The sequence below is a fragment of the Streptomyces catenulae genome (assembly GCF_000718015.1).
GTDB lineage: Bacteria > Actinomycetota > Actinomycetes > Streptomycetales > Streptomycetaceae > Streptomyces > Streptomyces catenulae.
On record NZ_JODY01000022.1, the window covers coordinates 98,725 to 113,432 of the forward strand.

The window sequence follows — 14,708 nt, forward strand, 5'->3', positions numbered from 1 at the left end:
CCGGAACGGGTGGTACGCGGCCAGGGTTTGGCCACGGCTCACCGGGCGCCGGGTGCTGGTACCGCCAGGACATCCTCAGGCCGGGCCAGAGCGCGGCGGTGACGGGCGAGGAGGGAGCCCGGTCCGATGAGGAGCGCCGCCGGGGTGCAGTGCGGCGGGGCCAGTCCGCGCTCCACCGCCGGGAGGTAGTTCCACCGCACCGCCGGGTGGGCGGAATGCGCGTAGTGGTGAAGATCGCCGTAAGGAAGCCAGGTGACCGCCGCCACGGCTGACATCACCACGCCTTCCGGGTAGAGACGCAGGCAACGGCCGGCTTCCACCTCGGCCCGGCTTCCGGTGCGGCGCTGCGGGTCGAACCAGGTGTGCTCCCCCAGCAGCGACAACCAGGCGAGCTGCGGATACAGCCACAGGCGGGGCACGAGCACCCCGGCGACCAGTCCGGTCCACCCGCCCAGCAGATACGCGGCCGCCGCCACCACGACCACCGCGACGGCGCCCGCCGGGCGGGCCAGAGCCCGGCCCGTACCGGTGACGGTGCCTCGCAGCCCGCGGACGGTCAGCGGGTGGCACGCCGCACGGGTTACGGTGCCTTGCGCCGCGCCAGGTACCAATCCGGCGTCCCGCAGCTCCACGAGGTTCGGGTCGACACCGCTGAGGGTCGCGTTGGGGTGGTGGTCCCGTACATGCCGGTTCCGGCGCTCGCCGACGGGCCCGAGCGCCAGCGGTAGATGGACGAAGAGCTCCGCCAGCACCGTGTTGGCCCGCCGCCCGCGAGCCAGGACACCGTGCACCGCGAAGTGGCTGATCTCCTGGAGGTGCCGGAAGTGCACCGCGACCGCCACCGCGGCGACCACAGCTCCCGCCGGATGCACTCCGGCCAGCAGCCACCAGCCGGCGATCTGCGTCCACTCCCCCACCAGCAGCAGCGTCGGAGCCCATACCGACGCACGCGACCTCTGTAGGGCCATCGCTTCCGCCGCCGTCAGTTTCGCGGGGCTGCGCAGGTGGCGGAGGCGGTCGAGTTGCCGGAGCAGCAGCCCGGCAACGACCAGGCAGAGGGCCGAAGACATGGGTGTCCCGTGAGGAAGGAGCGACGACGGTGAACACCGAGAGTGTATTTAGTGCACCAGATTGACGGTATGGATTGGCCGAATCACATCGGTGGCGACGGTCGGCCCCGAAGCGTGCCGCCGGGGCAATTCACCGGGCGGGACGCGACGGCCGAACCCCGCGCTGCCTTCTGCCCGTTCAGTGTTGAGGGCCTGATGCGCGTGCGCGGATCAGGCCCTCAACAGCTCCCGGATTCGTTCCGCATCGGCGGAGCGGTCATAGCCCCTCCCCTAAGCGGGACGACCCCCGTCAGTTCTCTGTGACCGCTTCCAAGGGGTTGAGGGAGGCGGCTCGGCGGGCTGGGAGGGTGGCGGCCAGGGCGCCGGTGGTCAGGGAGAGGAGGGAGAGCAGGAGGAGGGTGCCCCAGGGGAGGGAGAAGGTGTAGCGGTCCATGGCGCCGTTGGCGAGGGCGCCGATCCGCCAGGCGCCGAACAGGCCGCCGGCCAGGCCGAGGAGGGTGCCGAATCCGGCGACCGTCACGGCTTCCAGGCGGATCATGCGGCGGACGGCGGTGCGGTCCATGCCGATGGCGCGCAGGGCGCCGATCTCCCGGGTGCGTTCGGCGACGGACATGGCCAGGGTGTTGATGATGCCGAGCGCGCCGATCACGGTGCCGAGGGCGAGCATGCCGTAGACCACCTTGAGCAGGTCGGCGAGGACTCCGGCGGCCTCCTCGATGAACGCCTCGCGGTCCTGGACGGTCACCAGCGGGCTGTGGCCGACGGCGATGCGCAGCCGGTCCTCGGTGGCCCGCGAGACCGTGTGGCCGTCGGTGCCGACGAGGATCCGCTGCACGCTGCCGGGCAGGAAGCTGTGCTGCGCGACCTCGCCGCGGGCGCCGAGCACGTCCTGGGCGAGGGGGTTGTCCTCGAAGACGGCCACGACGGTGTACGGAGCGGGGTCCTGCTGTCGGCCGATGCGGGCCCGGACGCGGTCGCCGGTGGTCAGGCCGTTCTCGTGGGCGGTGCTGCGGGAGAGGGCGATCCGGCCCGGTCCGAGGTGTTCGAGGGAGCCGCTGACGAGGCCGAGCTTCAGCGTTCTGTCGACGGTGCCGGGGTCGACACCGGCGATGGTGCGGACGCCGCCGTCGAGGAAGAAGGTGGTGTCGGAGACGGCGGTGGTGTGGTCGACGCCGGGGGTGGCGGTGACCCGTTCCACGGTGGCGTCGTCGAGGCCGTGGGAGAAGGTGCGGGAGCCGATCACGTAGTCGGCGCCGAGGCCGGAGGCGGCCTGGCGGTCGAGCGTCTCGGTGGTGGAGTGGCCGATGACGGCGAGCCCGGCGACCAGCGCGGTGCTGATCATCAGCGTGGCGGCGGTGGCCGCGGTGCGGCGCGGGTCGCGTAGCGCGTTCTCCTGGGCGAGTCGGCCGGTGATCCCGAAACGGCCGGTGAGGCGGCCGGTGAGGCGGAGTACCGGGACGGCGAGCAGCGGGGCGAGCACGATCAGGGCGGCGACGAGGAGGGCGCAGCCCGCCATCGCGGTGCGCAGGTTCTCCTCGGAGGCGTCCTCGGCCCCCGCCAGCGAGAGCAGCAGCCCGACACCGGCGGCGAGCAGGACGGTGCCCGTGAGCGCGCGGAGCCGGGGCCGTCCGGTGGCGGGCGGCCGGGCGGCCGTACGCATCGCCTCGACGGGGGCGACCTTCGCCGCGCGGCGGGCCGGGAGCCAGGCGGCGAGCACGGTGACGCCGACGCCGACCGCGAGCGCCGCCAGGACCGAGCGGGCGCCGATCACCAGGGGGCCCGCGGGCAGGCTGCTTCCGCCGGTGGTGAGGAGGGTGGGCAGCGCGGCGGCGAGGCCGAGTCCGAGCAGGAATCCGGCGGCGGACGCGACCAGGCCGACGGCCAGGGCTTCCAGGAGGATCGAGCGGGACACCTGGCGGCGGGTGGCGCCGATCGCCCGGAGCAGCGCGCTCTCCCGGCCGCGCCGCGCCACCAGCATGGTGAAGGTGTTGACGATGAGGAACGAGCCGATGAAGAGCGAGACGCCCGCGAAGACCAGCGGCAGCTTGGCGTAGCCGCGGGTCAGGGTGGAGACCAGGACGGCCTGCTGTTCGGCCTGGGCGGTGCCGGTGGTGGCCTCGGCGCGGTCGGCGGGGAGCACCTGGGTGACGCGGTCGGCGAGCGTGGTCTCGTCGGTGCCGGGGGTGGCCGTCAGGTCGATGCCGGTGTACGTGCCCGGCTCGGCGAAGAGCTTTTGGGCGGTCGCCCTGTCGAAGAGGGTGAGGGTGCCGCCGGTGGTAACCCGGGTGTCGTCGGTGGTGACGAGGCCGACGAGGCGCTTGGTGAGGACGGGACCGTCGGTGGCGAGGGTGATCGGGTCGCCGAGGTGGAGGTGGCCCACGGCGGCGGTGCCGGTGTCGAGGGCGAGTTCACCGGCGTCGGCCGGGGCGCGGCCCTCGGCCAGCGGGTAGCGGGCGTCCTTGCCGTCCTTGCCCGGGATGTAGGCGGTGGCGGGGTTGGCGCCCGGCTTGACCCGTAGCGGGGTGCCGTCCGCCGCGTTGAGGGCGGCCGAGCCGTCCACGGACGGGCGGACGGAGGCGACGCCGGGGACGGCGGCCAGCTTCCGGACGAGGGCGTCGTCGAGGACGCTCCGCCGGTCCGCGGGCCGCCCCGGGGGCTGCTTCGCGGTGACGGTGACGGCGATGTCGGCGTAGCTCTTCGTCGCGGCGGCGCGGTGGGCCGCGGCGGTGGAGTCCGCGAAGACGAGGGCGCCGCTGACGAAGGCGACGCCGAGGCAGACCGCGAGGACGGTCATCAGCTGACGGGCCGGGTGCGCGAGGAGGTTGCGCAGCGCTGTTCTGAGCATGGTGGCTTTCCGGGTGCGGGCGGGCGGTGGCGGTTCCGGTCCGGGGCGTCAGGCGGCGCGCGGGTCGAGGGTCTTCATCAGGTCCAGGACGCGGTCCGGGGTGGGCCGCGTCATCTCGTCGACGAGGCGGCCGTCGGCGAGGAAGACGACGCGGTCGGCGTATCCGGCGGCGACCGGGTCGTGGGTGACCATGACGACGGTCCGGCCGAGTTCGCGGACGGAGTCGCGCAGGAAGCCCAGGACTTCGGCCCCGGCGCGGGAGTCGAGGTTGCCGGTCGGCTCGTCGCCGAAGATGATCTCGGGCTGCGAGGCCAGGGCGCGGGCGACGGCGACGCGCTGCTGCTGCCCGCCGGAGAGCTGCGCGGGCCGGTGGCCGAGGCGCCCGGTGAGGCCGACCATGGCGACGACGCGGTCCAGCCATTCCTGGTCAGGGCGGCGTCCGGCGATGCTCAGCGGCAGGGTGATGTTCTCCAGGGCGGTCAGCGTCGGGAGGAGGTTGAACGCCTGGAAGATGAAGCCGATCCGGTCGCGGCGCAGCTGGGTGAGGCTCCGGTCGCCGAGGGTGCTCAGCTCGGTGGTGCCGATACGGACGGAGCCGGAGGTGGGTGCGTCGAGTCCGGCGGCGCAGTGCATCAGGGTCGACTTGCCGCAGCCGGAGGGGCCCATGATCGCGGTGAACTCGCCCTCCCGGAAGGTGATGCTGACCCGGTCCAGGGCGACGACCTCGGTGTCGCCGCTGCCGTGGACCTTCGTCAGATCGGTGGTGGCGGCGATCCCGGGTGCGGTGGACGAGGCCACGGGGGCGACGGTCACGGAGACTCCTCTTCGGTGCGGAACGGTGCACGTCGAAGGGTGTCGGGGCGGTGTATCGGGGCCCGGGGGCGCGAGGTATCGGTGGCGGATCGGGTGCGTAGCAGTTCTGTAGGGGCGGCCCTACGAACCCTCCGGGTCCCGTTCCGGCAGGGTCAGCGTGGTGACGGCGCCGCCGTCCGGGGCGTTGGCCAGGCGGAGTTCGGCGTGGAGGAGCCGCGCCTGGCCGAGGGCGATGGTGAGGCCGAGGCCGTGGCCCGTACCGCGTTCGGCGGCGCCGGTGTGGAAGCGGCGCGGTCCGTGGCGGAGCAGGTCGGGCGGGTAGCCGGGGCCGTGGTCGCGGACGACGACGGTACGGCCCTCGACGGTGACCTCGACCGGGGGCTTCCCGTGCCGGTGGGCGTTGACGACGAGGTTGGCGACGATCCGCTCCAGGCGGCGCGGGTCGGTCTCGACGGTCGCGGCGGCGTCCGGGGCGTCGGCGACGGTGACGCGGGTGCCGGATCCGGTACGGGCCACCGCCTCGGTGACGACGGCGCCGAGCGGGACCCGGGCGTGGAGCGGCCGTTCGGCCCCGGCGTCCAGCCGGGAGATCTCCAGCAGGTCCTCGACGAGATCCCGCAGGTCCCGGACGCGGGCGCGGAGCAGGTCCGCGGTCTCGCCGGGCGGCAGCAGGTCGGCGGCGGCCAGCAGCCCGCCGACCGGGGTGCGCAGCTCATGGGCGACATCCGCGGTGAACCGGCGCTCGGTGCGCAGCCGTCGGCCGAGGCTGTCGGCCATGAGATCGACGGTGGCGGCGATGTCGGCCACCTCGTCGTGGCCGCGGGTGGGCCCGGTGCGGGCGTCGAGGTCCCCGGCGGAGATCCGGGTGGCGGTCCGGGAGACCCGCCGCAGCCTGCGGGCGAGCAGCCCGGCGCCGTAGAGGGTGAGCGGGGTGACGGCGGCGAGGGTGACCGGCGCCGCCACCGCCATGGTCAGGTCCAGCCGGCGCAACGAGGCGAGCTGCGGCTGCATGTTGATCTGGACGGCCAGGAGCGGGCTGCCGGGGCCGCCGGTGCGTTGGGCGGCCCAGACGCTCGGGCCGACGAGGGCGTCGATCCGCCCGTCGTAGGCGGTGTGCCGGGCGTCGTCGGCCGGATGGCGCAGGGCGGCGGGCAGTTCGGCGGGGTCCAGCTCAGCGCCGTTCGTCAGCATTCCGGTGCGCCGGTGGACATCCGTCGCGGAGTACACGGCGTTGAACGCCTGCGCCTCGGCGCGACCGCGGATGTCCGCCGCGGTCCAGAGGTGGACCAGTACCCCCATCGCGGCCACGACCAGGCAGGACGCGGCGGTGGCCAGTGCGGCGATCTTCCAGCGCAGGGTGAGCCGGGGCGGGCGGGGCAGGCGCACCGGTCAGCGCCGCAGCTTGTAGCCGAAGCCGCGGACCGTCTCGATGCGGTCCCGGCCCAGCTTCCGCCGCAGCCGCTGGACGCAGAGGTCGACGACCCGGCTGTCGCCGTCCCAGCCGTACTCCCAGACCTCGCGGAGCAGGGTGTGGCGCTCCAGGACGACGCCGGGGCGGGCGGCGAATTCGAGGAGCAGTTTCAGTTCGGTCGGGGTGAGCGCCACCGGCTTCCCGGCGACGCGGACCTCCATGCCCGCGGTGTCGACGGTCAGGTCCCCGAAGGTCAGCGTGGTGGTGGCGGGGCGCGGGTCCGCCTCGGCGGGGGTGTAGGTCGCGCGCCGCAGCAGGGAGCGGATACGGGCCACGAGGACGTAGGTCTCGACGGGCTTGACCACGTAGTCGTCGGCCCCGGCCTCCAGACCGGCGACGACGTCGAGACCGTCGCCGCGGGCGGACATCATCAAGACCGGCACCAGGCTGTTCTCCCGCACCCGGCGGCACAGCCCGATCCCGTCGAGACCGGGCAGCAGCACATCGAGGATCAGCAGGTCGAAGGCGCCGTCCCGGAACATCTCCAGGCCGGTGAGGCCGTCGGCGGCCACCGCGACCTCGTAGCCGTAGCGTTCGAGCGCGACGGCGAAGGAGCGGCGCATCAGGTCGTCGTCCTCGACCAGCAGCAGGCGGACGGGGCGGGCGGCGGCCCCGGTCGGGGCGGGCGAGGACACGGGCGCAGGCTCCTGTTCCGACGGGCCGGATGCGGCGGCTGGTTCCGGCTGCCGCGGCGGTGCCCGCAGCCGTTCCCCCCGAAGGACAATACGGCAGAGACCGGATACACCGTCCGGCCCCGGAATGCCCGAAGGCCCGGCCCGTCGGATGACGGAACCGGGCCCCACGCCGGGCCATCGGCGTTCGGCGGCAGGTCAGACGCGGTCCGCCGCGATCAGGACGTACTGGAACGAGCCGTCCTCGTAGGAGTTGATGAAGGCGTCCTCGATGCCGGTGACGAGGGAGGACGTGGCGCGGAGCTTCCAGTAGGGGAGGGTGGCGGGGGTGAGGTCGATGACGGCCTGGGGGACGAGGCGGTTGTCGGCCATGGCGCGGAGGTATTCGCGGCGGGAGTGGATGTTGCACTCGAAGTGCGCGTTGATCTGCGAGACCCACTTCGAGGGCTGGCCGTAGCGCGGGTTCCAGCAGCCGGTGATCGTGACGTAGCGGCCGCCGACGCCGAGGATGCGGGAGTGCTCGGCGAAGAGGTCGTGCAGGTCGACGTACATGCTCGACTCGTTGTTCCACGAGGCGGCGGCCTGGCCGGTCTCGAAGGGGGTGTCGAGCATGTTGCAGACGCGGGCGCGGACATGGTCGCCGATACCGAGTTCCCGGGCCCGGTTGTTGGCGAAATCGGCCTGCTTGGCGGAGAGCGTGACGCCCTCGACGTTGCAGCCGAACCGCTGGTGGGCCATGACCATGGAGCCGCCGCGTCCGCAACCGGCGTCCACCAGGGTGTCGCCGCTCCCGATCGCGCCGAGGTTCTCCAGAAGGACATCCGTCTGGGCCGACTCCAGGCGGTGGAGTTCGGCGATCAGCTTCTTCTCGTACGCGCTGTCGGCGGTGTCGCCCAGCGCGGCGTAGTCGACCTCGCCGATGCCGTAGTGGTGGTGGTAAAGCCCGTCGACATCGCCGAGGCGCAGGTTCACGGGCCTGGCCTCCTGGTCCCAGTAGCGGGCGATGTCTCCCTGGTAGGGCGAGGACGCGCCGGGGATGAACACAGAGGTGCCGGTGGTGAGCTCGGTGCTGGTCACAGAGAAATCCACTTCTTACCAGAAATCGGGCAGGCTGTATCGGTAGGTGTTGGTCCGGTGCCAGTAGTGGTTGCCGTCGACCCATACGGCGACCCCGCGCAGGAAGCGGAGCACGGTCGGTACGGGACAGGCGGCGGCCAGCGCGGCGGCTTCGGATTCGAAGGCGTGCATGAGGTCGTTGTGGACCTCGACCGCCTTCAGATAGGCGTCCTTGTCGGAGACGCCCTCCCGTTCGGCGATCACCACGGGCAGGTTGAGGTGACGGCCGGGGCTGTTGAGTTCCTTGGTGTACGAGTAGAGGTCGTTGACGATCGTGGTGGCGTTCCCGGCGAGCGCGATCACCCGCTGCATGGCGGGCAGCGCGTGCAGTTCGGCCGGGAGTTCGTAGCCGCCGACGGTGTCGGTGATGGTCGGGCAGGGGCGGAAGTTGTTGAACTGGCGCATCGCCAGGTACTCCCACACCTCCGGCACGTGGTCCTCCTGCGCCCAGGCGGCCTCGGCGAGGTAGCCGAGGTGCAGACGGGCCATGTCGTGCCGGTACCGGTCGGCCTGGGAGTCGCTGGAGTCCCGGACGAAGTACTCCATGGCGGAGCGGTACGCGCGCCGGGGCGCGTCCGACTGGAGCGAGGCGAGCCACGCCGGTTCGTACTCACCCGTGGTGTGCAGCGGGTCGAGGGCGGTGTGGGCGAGGAGGAGGCGGCTGCCGAGGCCGATGGGCGAGCCGCCGTGGTCCTCGCAGTAGCAGTCGTCGACGGCGTTCTCGGCGACCATCAGCCGGGTGGCGATCATCAGGTGGTCGACGGCGGGCGCGTCCGGATGGCAGGCGACCATGTAGCGGCCGACGGAGAACCCGTCGAACTGGTCCTCCCACTCCGGCGGGTACGCCTGGACCTCGTCGACCGCCCACCGCTTGATCCGCTCGCTGACCTCCGCCACCCGCGCCTGGTCGGGCTCCGGCACCGGGTGGTGGTAGAGCCCGGGGATCGGCGAGCCCGGGGCGGGCGCCCCCGAGGCGGTCGGCTCCTCCGGCGCGGCGGGCTCCTCCCGGTCCTTGCGGCGGAGCCGCAGGCTCGTGGTGCCGAGGCCGGTGGGACCGCGCAGGATCCTTTCGACAGCGGGCCGTGCCACCGCGACGGCGCCCTCCGGCGCGGCGCCGCCGGGCGCGTCCGGGCGGACCGTCCGGGCGAACGAGGGCGGGCCGGGCAGCGCGGACCGGGCACCCGCGGCGGGGCGGGTCCCGGCGCGGGCCGCAGCGGCGGGCAGGCCCGGCTGCAGGGAAGTAGGCCCGGGATCGGACATCCGTAGCTCCTTGGTGAGATGAGGTGGGCTGCCCCGGATCCCGGGCGTGCTCGCCCGCCCGGGAAGATCCGGGCCGTCGTCGTGGCCGGTACGGCCGCCGTCCCGCCGTCCGCCCGCGGGACCGGGCGGACGCCCGACCGGGGCTAGCTGCGCCGGTGGGCGATCTGCACGTTCTCCAGCACACCGAGCGCGTCGGGCACGAGGACCGCGGCGGAGTAGTAGGTGGAGACCAGGTACGAGATGATCGCCTGCTCGTTGATGCCCATGAACCGGACGGAGAGGCCCGGCTCGTACTCCTCCGGCAGGCCCGTCTGGTGGAGACCGATGACGCCCTGGTTCTCCTCGCCGGTGCGCATGGCGAGGATGGAGCTGGTGTTCTCCTTGGTGACCGGGATCTTGCTGCACGGCAGGATCGGGACGCCGCGCCAGGCCGGGACCTGCTGGCCGCCGAGGTCGACGTGGTCCGGGTAGAGGCCGCGGGCGTTGAACTCGCGGCCGATCGCGGCGATGGCCCGCGGGTGGGCGAAGAGGAACTTCGTGCCGCGGCGGCGGGAGAGCAGGTCGTCGAGGTCGTCCGGGGTGGGCAGACCGGAGTGGCTCTGGATCCGCTGCTTGAAGGCGGCGTTGTGCAGCAGACCGAACTCGCGGTTGTTGACCAGCTCGTACTCCTGGCGCTCGCGCAGCGCCTCGATGGTGAGCCGGAGCTGTTCCTCGGTCTGGTTCATCGGGCCGTTGTAGAGGTCGGCGACCCGGGTGTGGACCCGCAGGACCGTCTGCGCGACGGAGAGTTCGTACTCGCGGGGGTTCATCTCGTAGTCGACGAAGGTGCCGGGGAGTTCGGGCTCGCCGGTGTGGCCCGCCGACATCGCGATCTCGGCCTCGCCGTGCTTGTTCTGCCGCTGGTGCGGCAGGGAGCGGACCTGCTCGACATGGGCCCGGAGCTTCGGCGCGTTGTCCATGACCGCGTCGAAGTCGGCGCGGGAGAGGGTGAGGAGGGTACCGGCGGTCTCCGCGGTGGCGGTGGTGTCCCAGGTGGCCTCGCCGTCCATGAGGGCCTGCTCACCGAAGTGGCCGCCGTCCGCGACGATGTTGACGGGGACGTCGCTGCCGTACTTGCCCTCGGCGGTCTGGCTGATGCGGCCGTGGGCGACGAGGTGGATGCGCTCGGCGGGGGCGCCGCGCTCGGCCAGCACCTCACCGGCGCGGAAGTCGCGCTGGACGCAGCGGTCGGCGATGGCCTTCAGCACCTGGTCGTCGTCGAAGCCGCGCAGCACGGCCAGTTCGCCCAGCTCGCGGGGGATGACGCGGACGTCGGAGCCGTCCTGGACGAACTCGATGTAGCCGTCCCCGACGGTGTAGGTGAGTCGGCGGTTCACCCGGTAGGCGCCGCCCTTCGCCTCGACCCAGGGCAGCATCCGCAGCAGCCAGCGGGAGGTGATCTCCTGCATCTGCGGGGCGGACTTGGTCGTGGTGGCGAGATTGCGGGCAGCCGCGGTGCTCAGGCTGGACTGCTCGGCGGGGGCCGGCAGGGCCTCCTGGCCGGTCTCAACGGTCATCTGGCGAGCTCTCCTTCGCAGGGGGTGGCGGCGTGCGCGGGCCACCTGGGAAAGGTGGAAAGAGGATGGGGGCGCGGGGAAATTGCGGTAAGCGGGCGGATTTCAGAATTCCGTCCGACTCCCGGAGACCAGTAAAGAGGCAGGACTCCCAGCTCACGCAAATAAGAGCGCCGGTGTTACCTCGATGCGGTGACGTTGGGCGACTTGAGGTTTAGCAGACGGCCCATATGTTTTCGGACTTCCCGATACGGAGCAGGTCAGCAATACGAAAAAGGGCCTACGCGAAATCACTCTTCTGCTATACGGGGAACTCTATTTGACGGCCCGTTAGGTATGTCGCCGGGGCGCGCCGGAGGCGGCGCCGGTCGGCGAAGTATTCCCCTGACAGTGCGGTCCGCGGCCGGTACGTTCCTTGACGACGCCGACGAGATGAGGGAAGTCCCATGTCAGAGCACCAGTGGAATGCCGTCGAAAGCTACTTCGCCCCGCTGCTCGCCCCGCACGACGAGGTACTCGGTGCGGCGCTGCGCGCCAGCGACGCCGCCGGACTGCCGCCGATCGCCGTCTCCCCCACCGAGGGCAAGCTGCTGCACCTCCTCGCGCAGACCCAGGGCGCCCGCCGGATCCTTGAGTTGGGCACCCTCGGCGGCTACAGCACCATCTGGCTGGGGCGCGCGCTCCCCGCCGACGGGCGGCTGATCTCCCTGGAGGCGGATGTGGCGCACGCCGAGGTGGCCCGCGCCAACCTCGACCGGGCGGGGCTGTCCGGGGTGGCCGAGGTGCGGGTGGGCCCGGCGCTCGACTCCCTCGCGGCGCTCGCGGCTGACGGCGCCGAGCCGTTCGACCTGGTCTTCATCGACGCGGACAAGCCCAACAACCCGCACTACCTGGAGTGGGCGCTGCGGCTCACCCGCCCCGGCTCCCTGATCGTCTGCGACAACGTCGTCCGCGGCGGCAAGGTCGCCGACCCGGCCAACCCCGAGCCCGCGGTCCGGGGCATCCGCCGCTGTCTGGAGATGATGGCCGAGCACCCGAAGCTGTCGGCGACCGCGATCCAGACGGTCGGCAGCAAGGGGTACGACGGCTTCGCGCTGGCCCGGGTGGTCGCGTAGGGGCACTCCCGCAGGGGCGCCCTGCGGGGGCGCCCCTGGCCGGTCAGGCGGGCCGGGTGGCCTTGAGGGAGTACATCAGCGGGACGCGCGGGCGGTCGGCGGGCAGGCGGTAGAAGCCGTCGTCGCCGCGCTCCAGTGCGCCGAAGCGCTGGAAGAGCGTCATGTCGTGCTCGTGGAGGAACTCGATCCGCAGCCCCGTCGCGGCGACCGCGCTGACCACGTCACCGATCGGATGCTGCCATTCCACGGCGCGGTTGTGGACCGTCGGGGCGTCGAAGTCCGTGTACGTGCCGGAGGTCTCCTCCACCCAGGCGTCGCGGCTGAAGTAGTCGTGGACGACCCGGGAGCCCGTGGTGTCGTCCAGCGCGTCGCACAGGGGGTGGAACTCGGCGAGGTAGAGGAAGCCGCCGGGGGCGACGAGGGAGGCGGCCGTCTCGGCCCACCGCACCACGTCGGGCAGCCAGTTGAGGGCGCCGATGCCGGTGTAGACGATGTCGTAGGAGTCGTCGGGGACCGCCTCCGCCGCGTCGTACACATCGGCGGCGACGAACGAGGCGCGGTCGGTGTCGTGGCCCAGCTCGGCGGCGGTCCCGCGGGCGGCGTCGACGGCGGGTTCGGAGAAGTCCAGGCCGACGACGCGGGAGGCGCCGCGGTGCAGCCACGAGAGGGTGTCCTGCCCGAAGTGGCACTGCAGATGCAGCAGGGAGCGGCCGGTGACCTCGCCGACCTCCGCCGCCTCGAAGGGGCGGATCGCGTCCCGGGTGCGCCGGAACCCCTCGTGGTCGTAGTGGTCGCTCTCCAGGTGGAGCGGGACCCGCTCGTCCCACCGCGCGCGGTTGGCCTCGCGCCAGTCGTCGGGGCCGGTGTGTGGTCGCATACCGCGACGCTAGCCACCGGTGTGGACGGTCGCCACACAATTTGCGGGACGCCCGGCCGCCCCCGGGAAGCGCCCGCCGCGGGCCGCCGGGGGCCTCCCCCGTAAAGGCCCGTGCACCGTTTCCGGCACATCGGGTTTGATAGAGGGCATGACTGACGCTGAGGCCATGCCCACCTGGGAGAAGCGGTTCCGCGCACCGCGCGTCTCCCTTCCCGACTGGGCGGAGGACGCCCCCGACCGCTCGCTGTTCGTCTCCAACGCGACCGGCACCTTCGAGCTGTACGCCTGGGACCGGAAGACCGGTCACCAGCGTCAGGCCACGGACCGGCCGAACGGCACCACGGACGGCACGCTGTCGCCCGACGGCGAGTGGATCTGGTGGTTCTCGGACACCGACGGCGACGAGTTCGGGGTGTGGCTGCGGCAGCCCTTCGGCGGCGGCACGGACGAACCGGCCACCCCCGGCCTCGCCCCCTCCTACCCCGCCGGACTCGCCCTCGGCCGGGACGGCTCCGCCGTCGTCGGCCGCTCCACGGACGAGGAGGGCTCGACGATCCACGTCGTCCGGCCCGGCCAGGAGCCGGTGGAGATCTACCGCCACCAGGAGTCGGCCGGGGTCGGTGACTACTCCCACGACGGTTCGCTGATCGCCATCGAGCACACCGAGCACGGCGACGCCATGCACTCGGCGATCCGCGTCGTCCGCCCGGACGGTTCGACCGTCGCCGAGCTGGACGACACCAAGGGCGGCACCGAGGAGCTGGGGCTGGCCGTGATGGGCTTCGCGCCGGTCGCCGGTGACACCCGGCTGCTCGTCGGCCACCAGCGGCGCGGCCGGTGGGAGCCGATGATCTGGGACCCGCTGACCGGCGTCGAGACCGCCCTCGACATCGACCTGCCCGGTGACGTCGGCGCCGACTGGTACCCGGACGGCTCGGCCCTGCTCATCGAGCACGGATACCAGGCCCGCGGCGAGCTGTGGCACCTCGGTCTCGGCGCGGACGGCGCCGGGCTGACGCGGGTGGACACCCCGGCGGGCACGGTCTCGGGCGCCACGGCGCGGCCCGACGGCACCGTCGAGTACCTCTGGTCGTCCGCCGCCCGGCCGCCGGAGGTCCGCTCCACCGGCGGCGCGGTCGTCCTCGACCCGCCCGGGATGAAGGCCCCGGCCTCCGTCGAGGTCACCGACGCCTGGGTGGAGGGGCCGGGCGGCCGGATCCACGCCCTGGTCCAGCGGCCCGCGGGCGACGGCCCGTTCCCCACCGTCTTCGACATCCACGGCGGCCCCACCTGGCACGACAGCGACGCGTTCGCCTCCGCGCCCGCCGCCTGGGTGGACCACGGCTTCGCGGTCGTCCGCGTCAACTACCGCGGCTCGACGGGGTACGGCCGCGCCTGGACGGACGCGCTCAAGCACCGCGTCGGGCTGATCGAGCTGGAGGACATCGCCGCGGTCCGCGAATGGGCCGTCTCCTCCGGCCTCGCCGACCCGGAGCGGCTGATCCTCTCCGGCGGCTCGTGGGGCGGCTACCTCACCCTGCTGGGCCTGGGCACCCAGCCGGACGCCTGGGCCCTCGGCCTCGCCGCCGTCCCGGTCGCGGACTACGTCACGGCGTACCACGACGAGATGGAGGCGCTGAAGGCGATGGACCGCACCCTCCTCGGCGGCACCCCGGAGGAGGTCCCGGAGCGCTTCGAGGCATCGTCCCCGCTCACCTACGTGGACGCGGTGCGGGCCCCCGTCTACCTCTCCGCGGGCGTCAACGACCCCCGCTGCCCGATCCGGCAGGTGGAGAACTACGTCGAGCGCCTGGAGCAGCGCGCCCACCCGCACGAGGTCTACCGCTACGACGCGGGCCACGGCTCCCTCGTCGTCGAGGAGCGGATCAAGCAGGTCCGCCTGGAGCTGGACTTCGCGCTGCGGCACCTGAAGGAGAAGACGGGCTGAGCCGACGT

11 protein-coding genes are annotated in these 14,708 nt (G+C 72.8%); 2 read left to right on the forward strand and 9 right to left on the reverse strand.

Annotated elements, in window-relative coordinates; all coding sequences use genetic code 11:
- Positions 1 to 38 precede the first annotated feature (38 nt).
- The 8 genes from IF23_RS0119915 to IF23_RS0119950 form a co-directional block, all read right to left on the reverse strand.
- Positions 39 to 1,070, reverse strand: coding sequence for a fatty acid desaturase (locus IF23_RS0119915; RefSeq protein ID WP_030285523.1), 1,032 nt, complete (start codon positions 1,068 to 1,070; stop codon positions 39 to 41).
- A 289-nt stretch (positions 1,071 to 1,359) separates the two neighbouring features.
- A complete protein-coding gene (locus tag IF23_RS0119920; RefSeq protein ID WP_030285525.1) occupies positions 1,360 to 3,915 on the reverse strand; it encodes an ABC transporter permease in 2,556 nt (851 codons plus the stop codon).
- Positions 3,916 to 3,963: 48 nt separating this feature from the next.
- Positions 3,964 to 4,728 carry an ABC transporter ATP-binding protein gene (locus IF23_RS0119925; protein ID WP_030285527.1) on the reverse strand — a complete coding sequence of 255 codons (765 nt, stop codon included), beginning with the start codon at positions 4,726 to 4,728 and terminating at the stop codon, positions 3,964 to 3,966.
- Between the two features lie 120 nt (positions 4,729 to 4,848).
- Positions 4,849 to 6,114 (reverse strand): sensor histidine kinase, encoded by a 1,266-nt coding sequence (locus IF23_RS0119930; protein WP_030285529.1) that lies wholly within the window; start codon positions 6,112 to 6,114, stop codon positions 4,849 to 4,851.
- A 3-nt stretch (positions 6,115 to 6,117) separates the two neighbouring features.
- A complete protein-coding gene (gene cseB / locus IF23_RS0119935; RefSeq protein ID WP_030285531.1) occupies positions 6,118 to 6,834 on the reverse strand; it encodes a two-component system response regulator CseB in 717 nt (238 codons plus the stop codon).
- Between the two features lie 195 nt (positions 6,835 to 7,029).
- Positions 7,030 to 7,908 (reverse strand): geranyl diphosphate 2-C-methyltransferase, encoded by an 879-nt coding sequence (locus tag IF23_RS0119940; protein WP_030285532.1) that lies wholly within the window; start codon positions 7,906 to 7,908, stop codon positions 7,030 to 7,032.
- A gap of 15 nt (positions 7,909 to 7,923) precedes the next feature.
- On the reverse strand, positions 7,924 to 9,207 hold the full coding sequence (locus tag IF23_RS0119945) for a family 2 encapsulin nanocompartment cargo protein terpene cyclase (protein WP_030285534.1): 1,284 nt from the start codon (positions 9,205 to 9,207) through the stop codon (positions 7,924 to 7,926).
- A gap of 143 nt (positions 9,208 to 9,350) precedes the next feature.
- A complete protein-coding gene (locus IF23_RS0119950) occupies positions 9,351 to 10,763 on the reverse strand; it encodes a family 2B encapsulin nanocompartment shell protein (protein ID WP_030285536.1) in 1,413 nt (470 codons plus the stop codon).
- Between the two features lie 443 nt (positions 10,764 to 11,206).
- Between IF23_RS0119950 and IF23_RS0119955 the strand changes: the two genes are divergently transcribed.
- Positions 11,207 to 11,875: an O-methyltransferase gene (locus tag IF23_RS0119955; RefSeq protein WP_030285537.1), complete on the forward strand. Its 669-nt coding sequence runs from the start codon at positions 11,207 to 11,209 to the stop codon at positions 11,873 to 11,875.
- A gap of 43 nt (positions 11,876 to 11,918) precedes the next feature.
- Here the strand turns inward: IF23_RS0119955 and IF23_RS0119960 are convergent, their stop codons facing one another.
- Positions 11,919 to 12,752 (reverse strand): class I SAM-dependent methyltransferase, encoded by an 834-nt coding sequence (locus tag IF23_RS0119960; RefSeq protein ID WP_030285538.1) that lies wholly within the window; start codon positions 12,750 to 12,752, stop codon positions 11,919 to 11,921.
- Positions 12,753 to 12,900: 148 nt separating this feature from the next.
- Between IF23_RS0119960 and IF23_RS0119965 the strand changes: the two genes are divergently transcribed.
- Positions 12,901 to 14,700, forward strand: a complete 1,800-nt coding sequence (locus IF23_RS0119965; RefSeq protein WP_245655035.1) for a S9 family peptidase — start codon at positions 12,901 to 12,903, stop codon at positions 14,698 to 14,700.
- The last annotated feature ends 8 nt before the right edge of the window (positions 14,701 to 14,708 follow it).

Bases quoted from the DNA above. Each gene is read 5' to 3' on its own strand.
- IF23_RS0119960 (WP_030285538.1), bottom strand. From the start codon at position 12,752: ATGCGACCACACACCGGCCCCGACGACTGGCGCGAGGCCAACCGCGCG.
- IF23_RS0119950 (WP_030285536.1), bottom strand. From the start codon at position 10,763: ATGACCGTTGAGACCGGCCAGGAGGCCCTGCCGGCCCCCGCCGAGCAG.
- IF23_RS0119955 (WP_030285537.1), top strand. From the start codon at position 11,207: ATGTCAGAGCACCAGTGGAATGCCGTCGAAAGCTACTTCGCCCCGCTG.
- IF23_RS0119915 (WP_030285523.1), bottom strand. From the start codon at position 1,070: ATGTCTTCGGCCCTCTGCCTGGTCGTTGCCGGGCTGCTGCTCCGGCAA.
- IF23_RS0119920 (WP_030285525.1), bottom strand. From the start codon at position 3,915: ATGCTCAGAACAGCGCTGCGCAACCTCCTCGCGCACCCGGCCCGTCAG.
- IF23_RS0119965 (WP_245655035.1), top strand. From the start codon at position 12,901: ATGACTGACGCTGAGGCCATGCCCACCTGGGAGAAGCGGTTCCGCGCA.
- IF23_RS0119945 (WP_030285534.1), bottom strand. From the start codon at position 9,207: ATGTCCGATCCCGGGCCTACTTCCCTGCAGCCGGGCCTGCCCGCCGCT.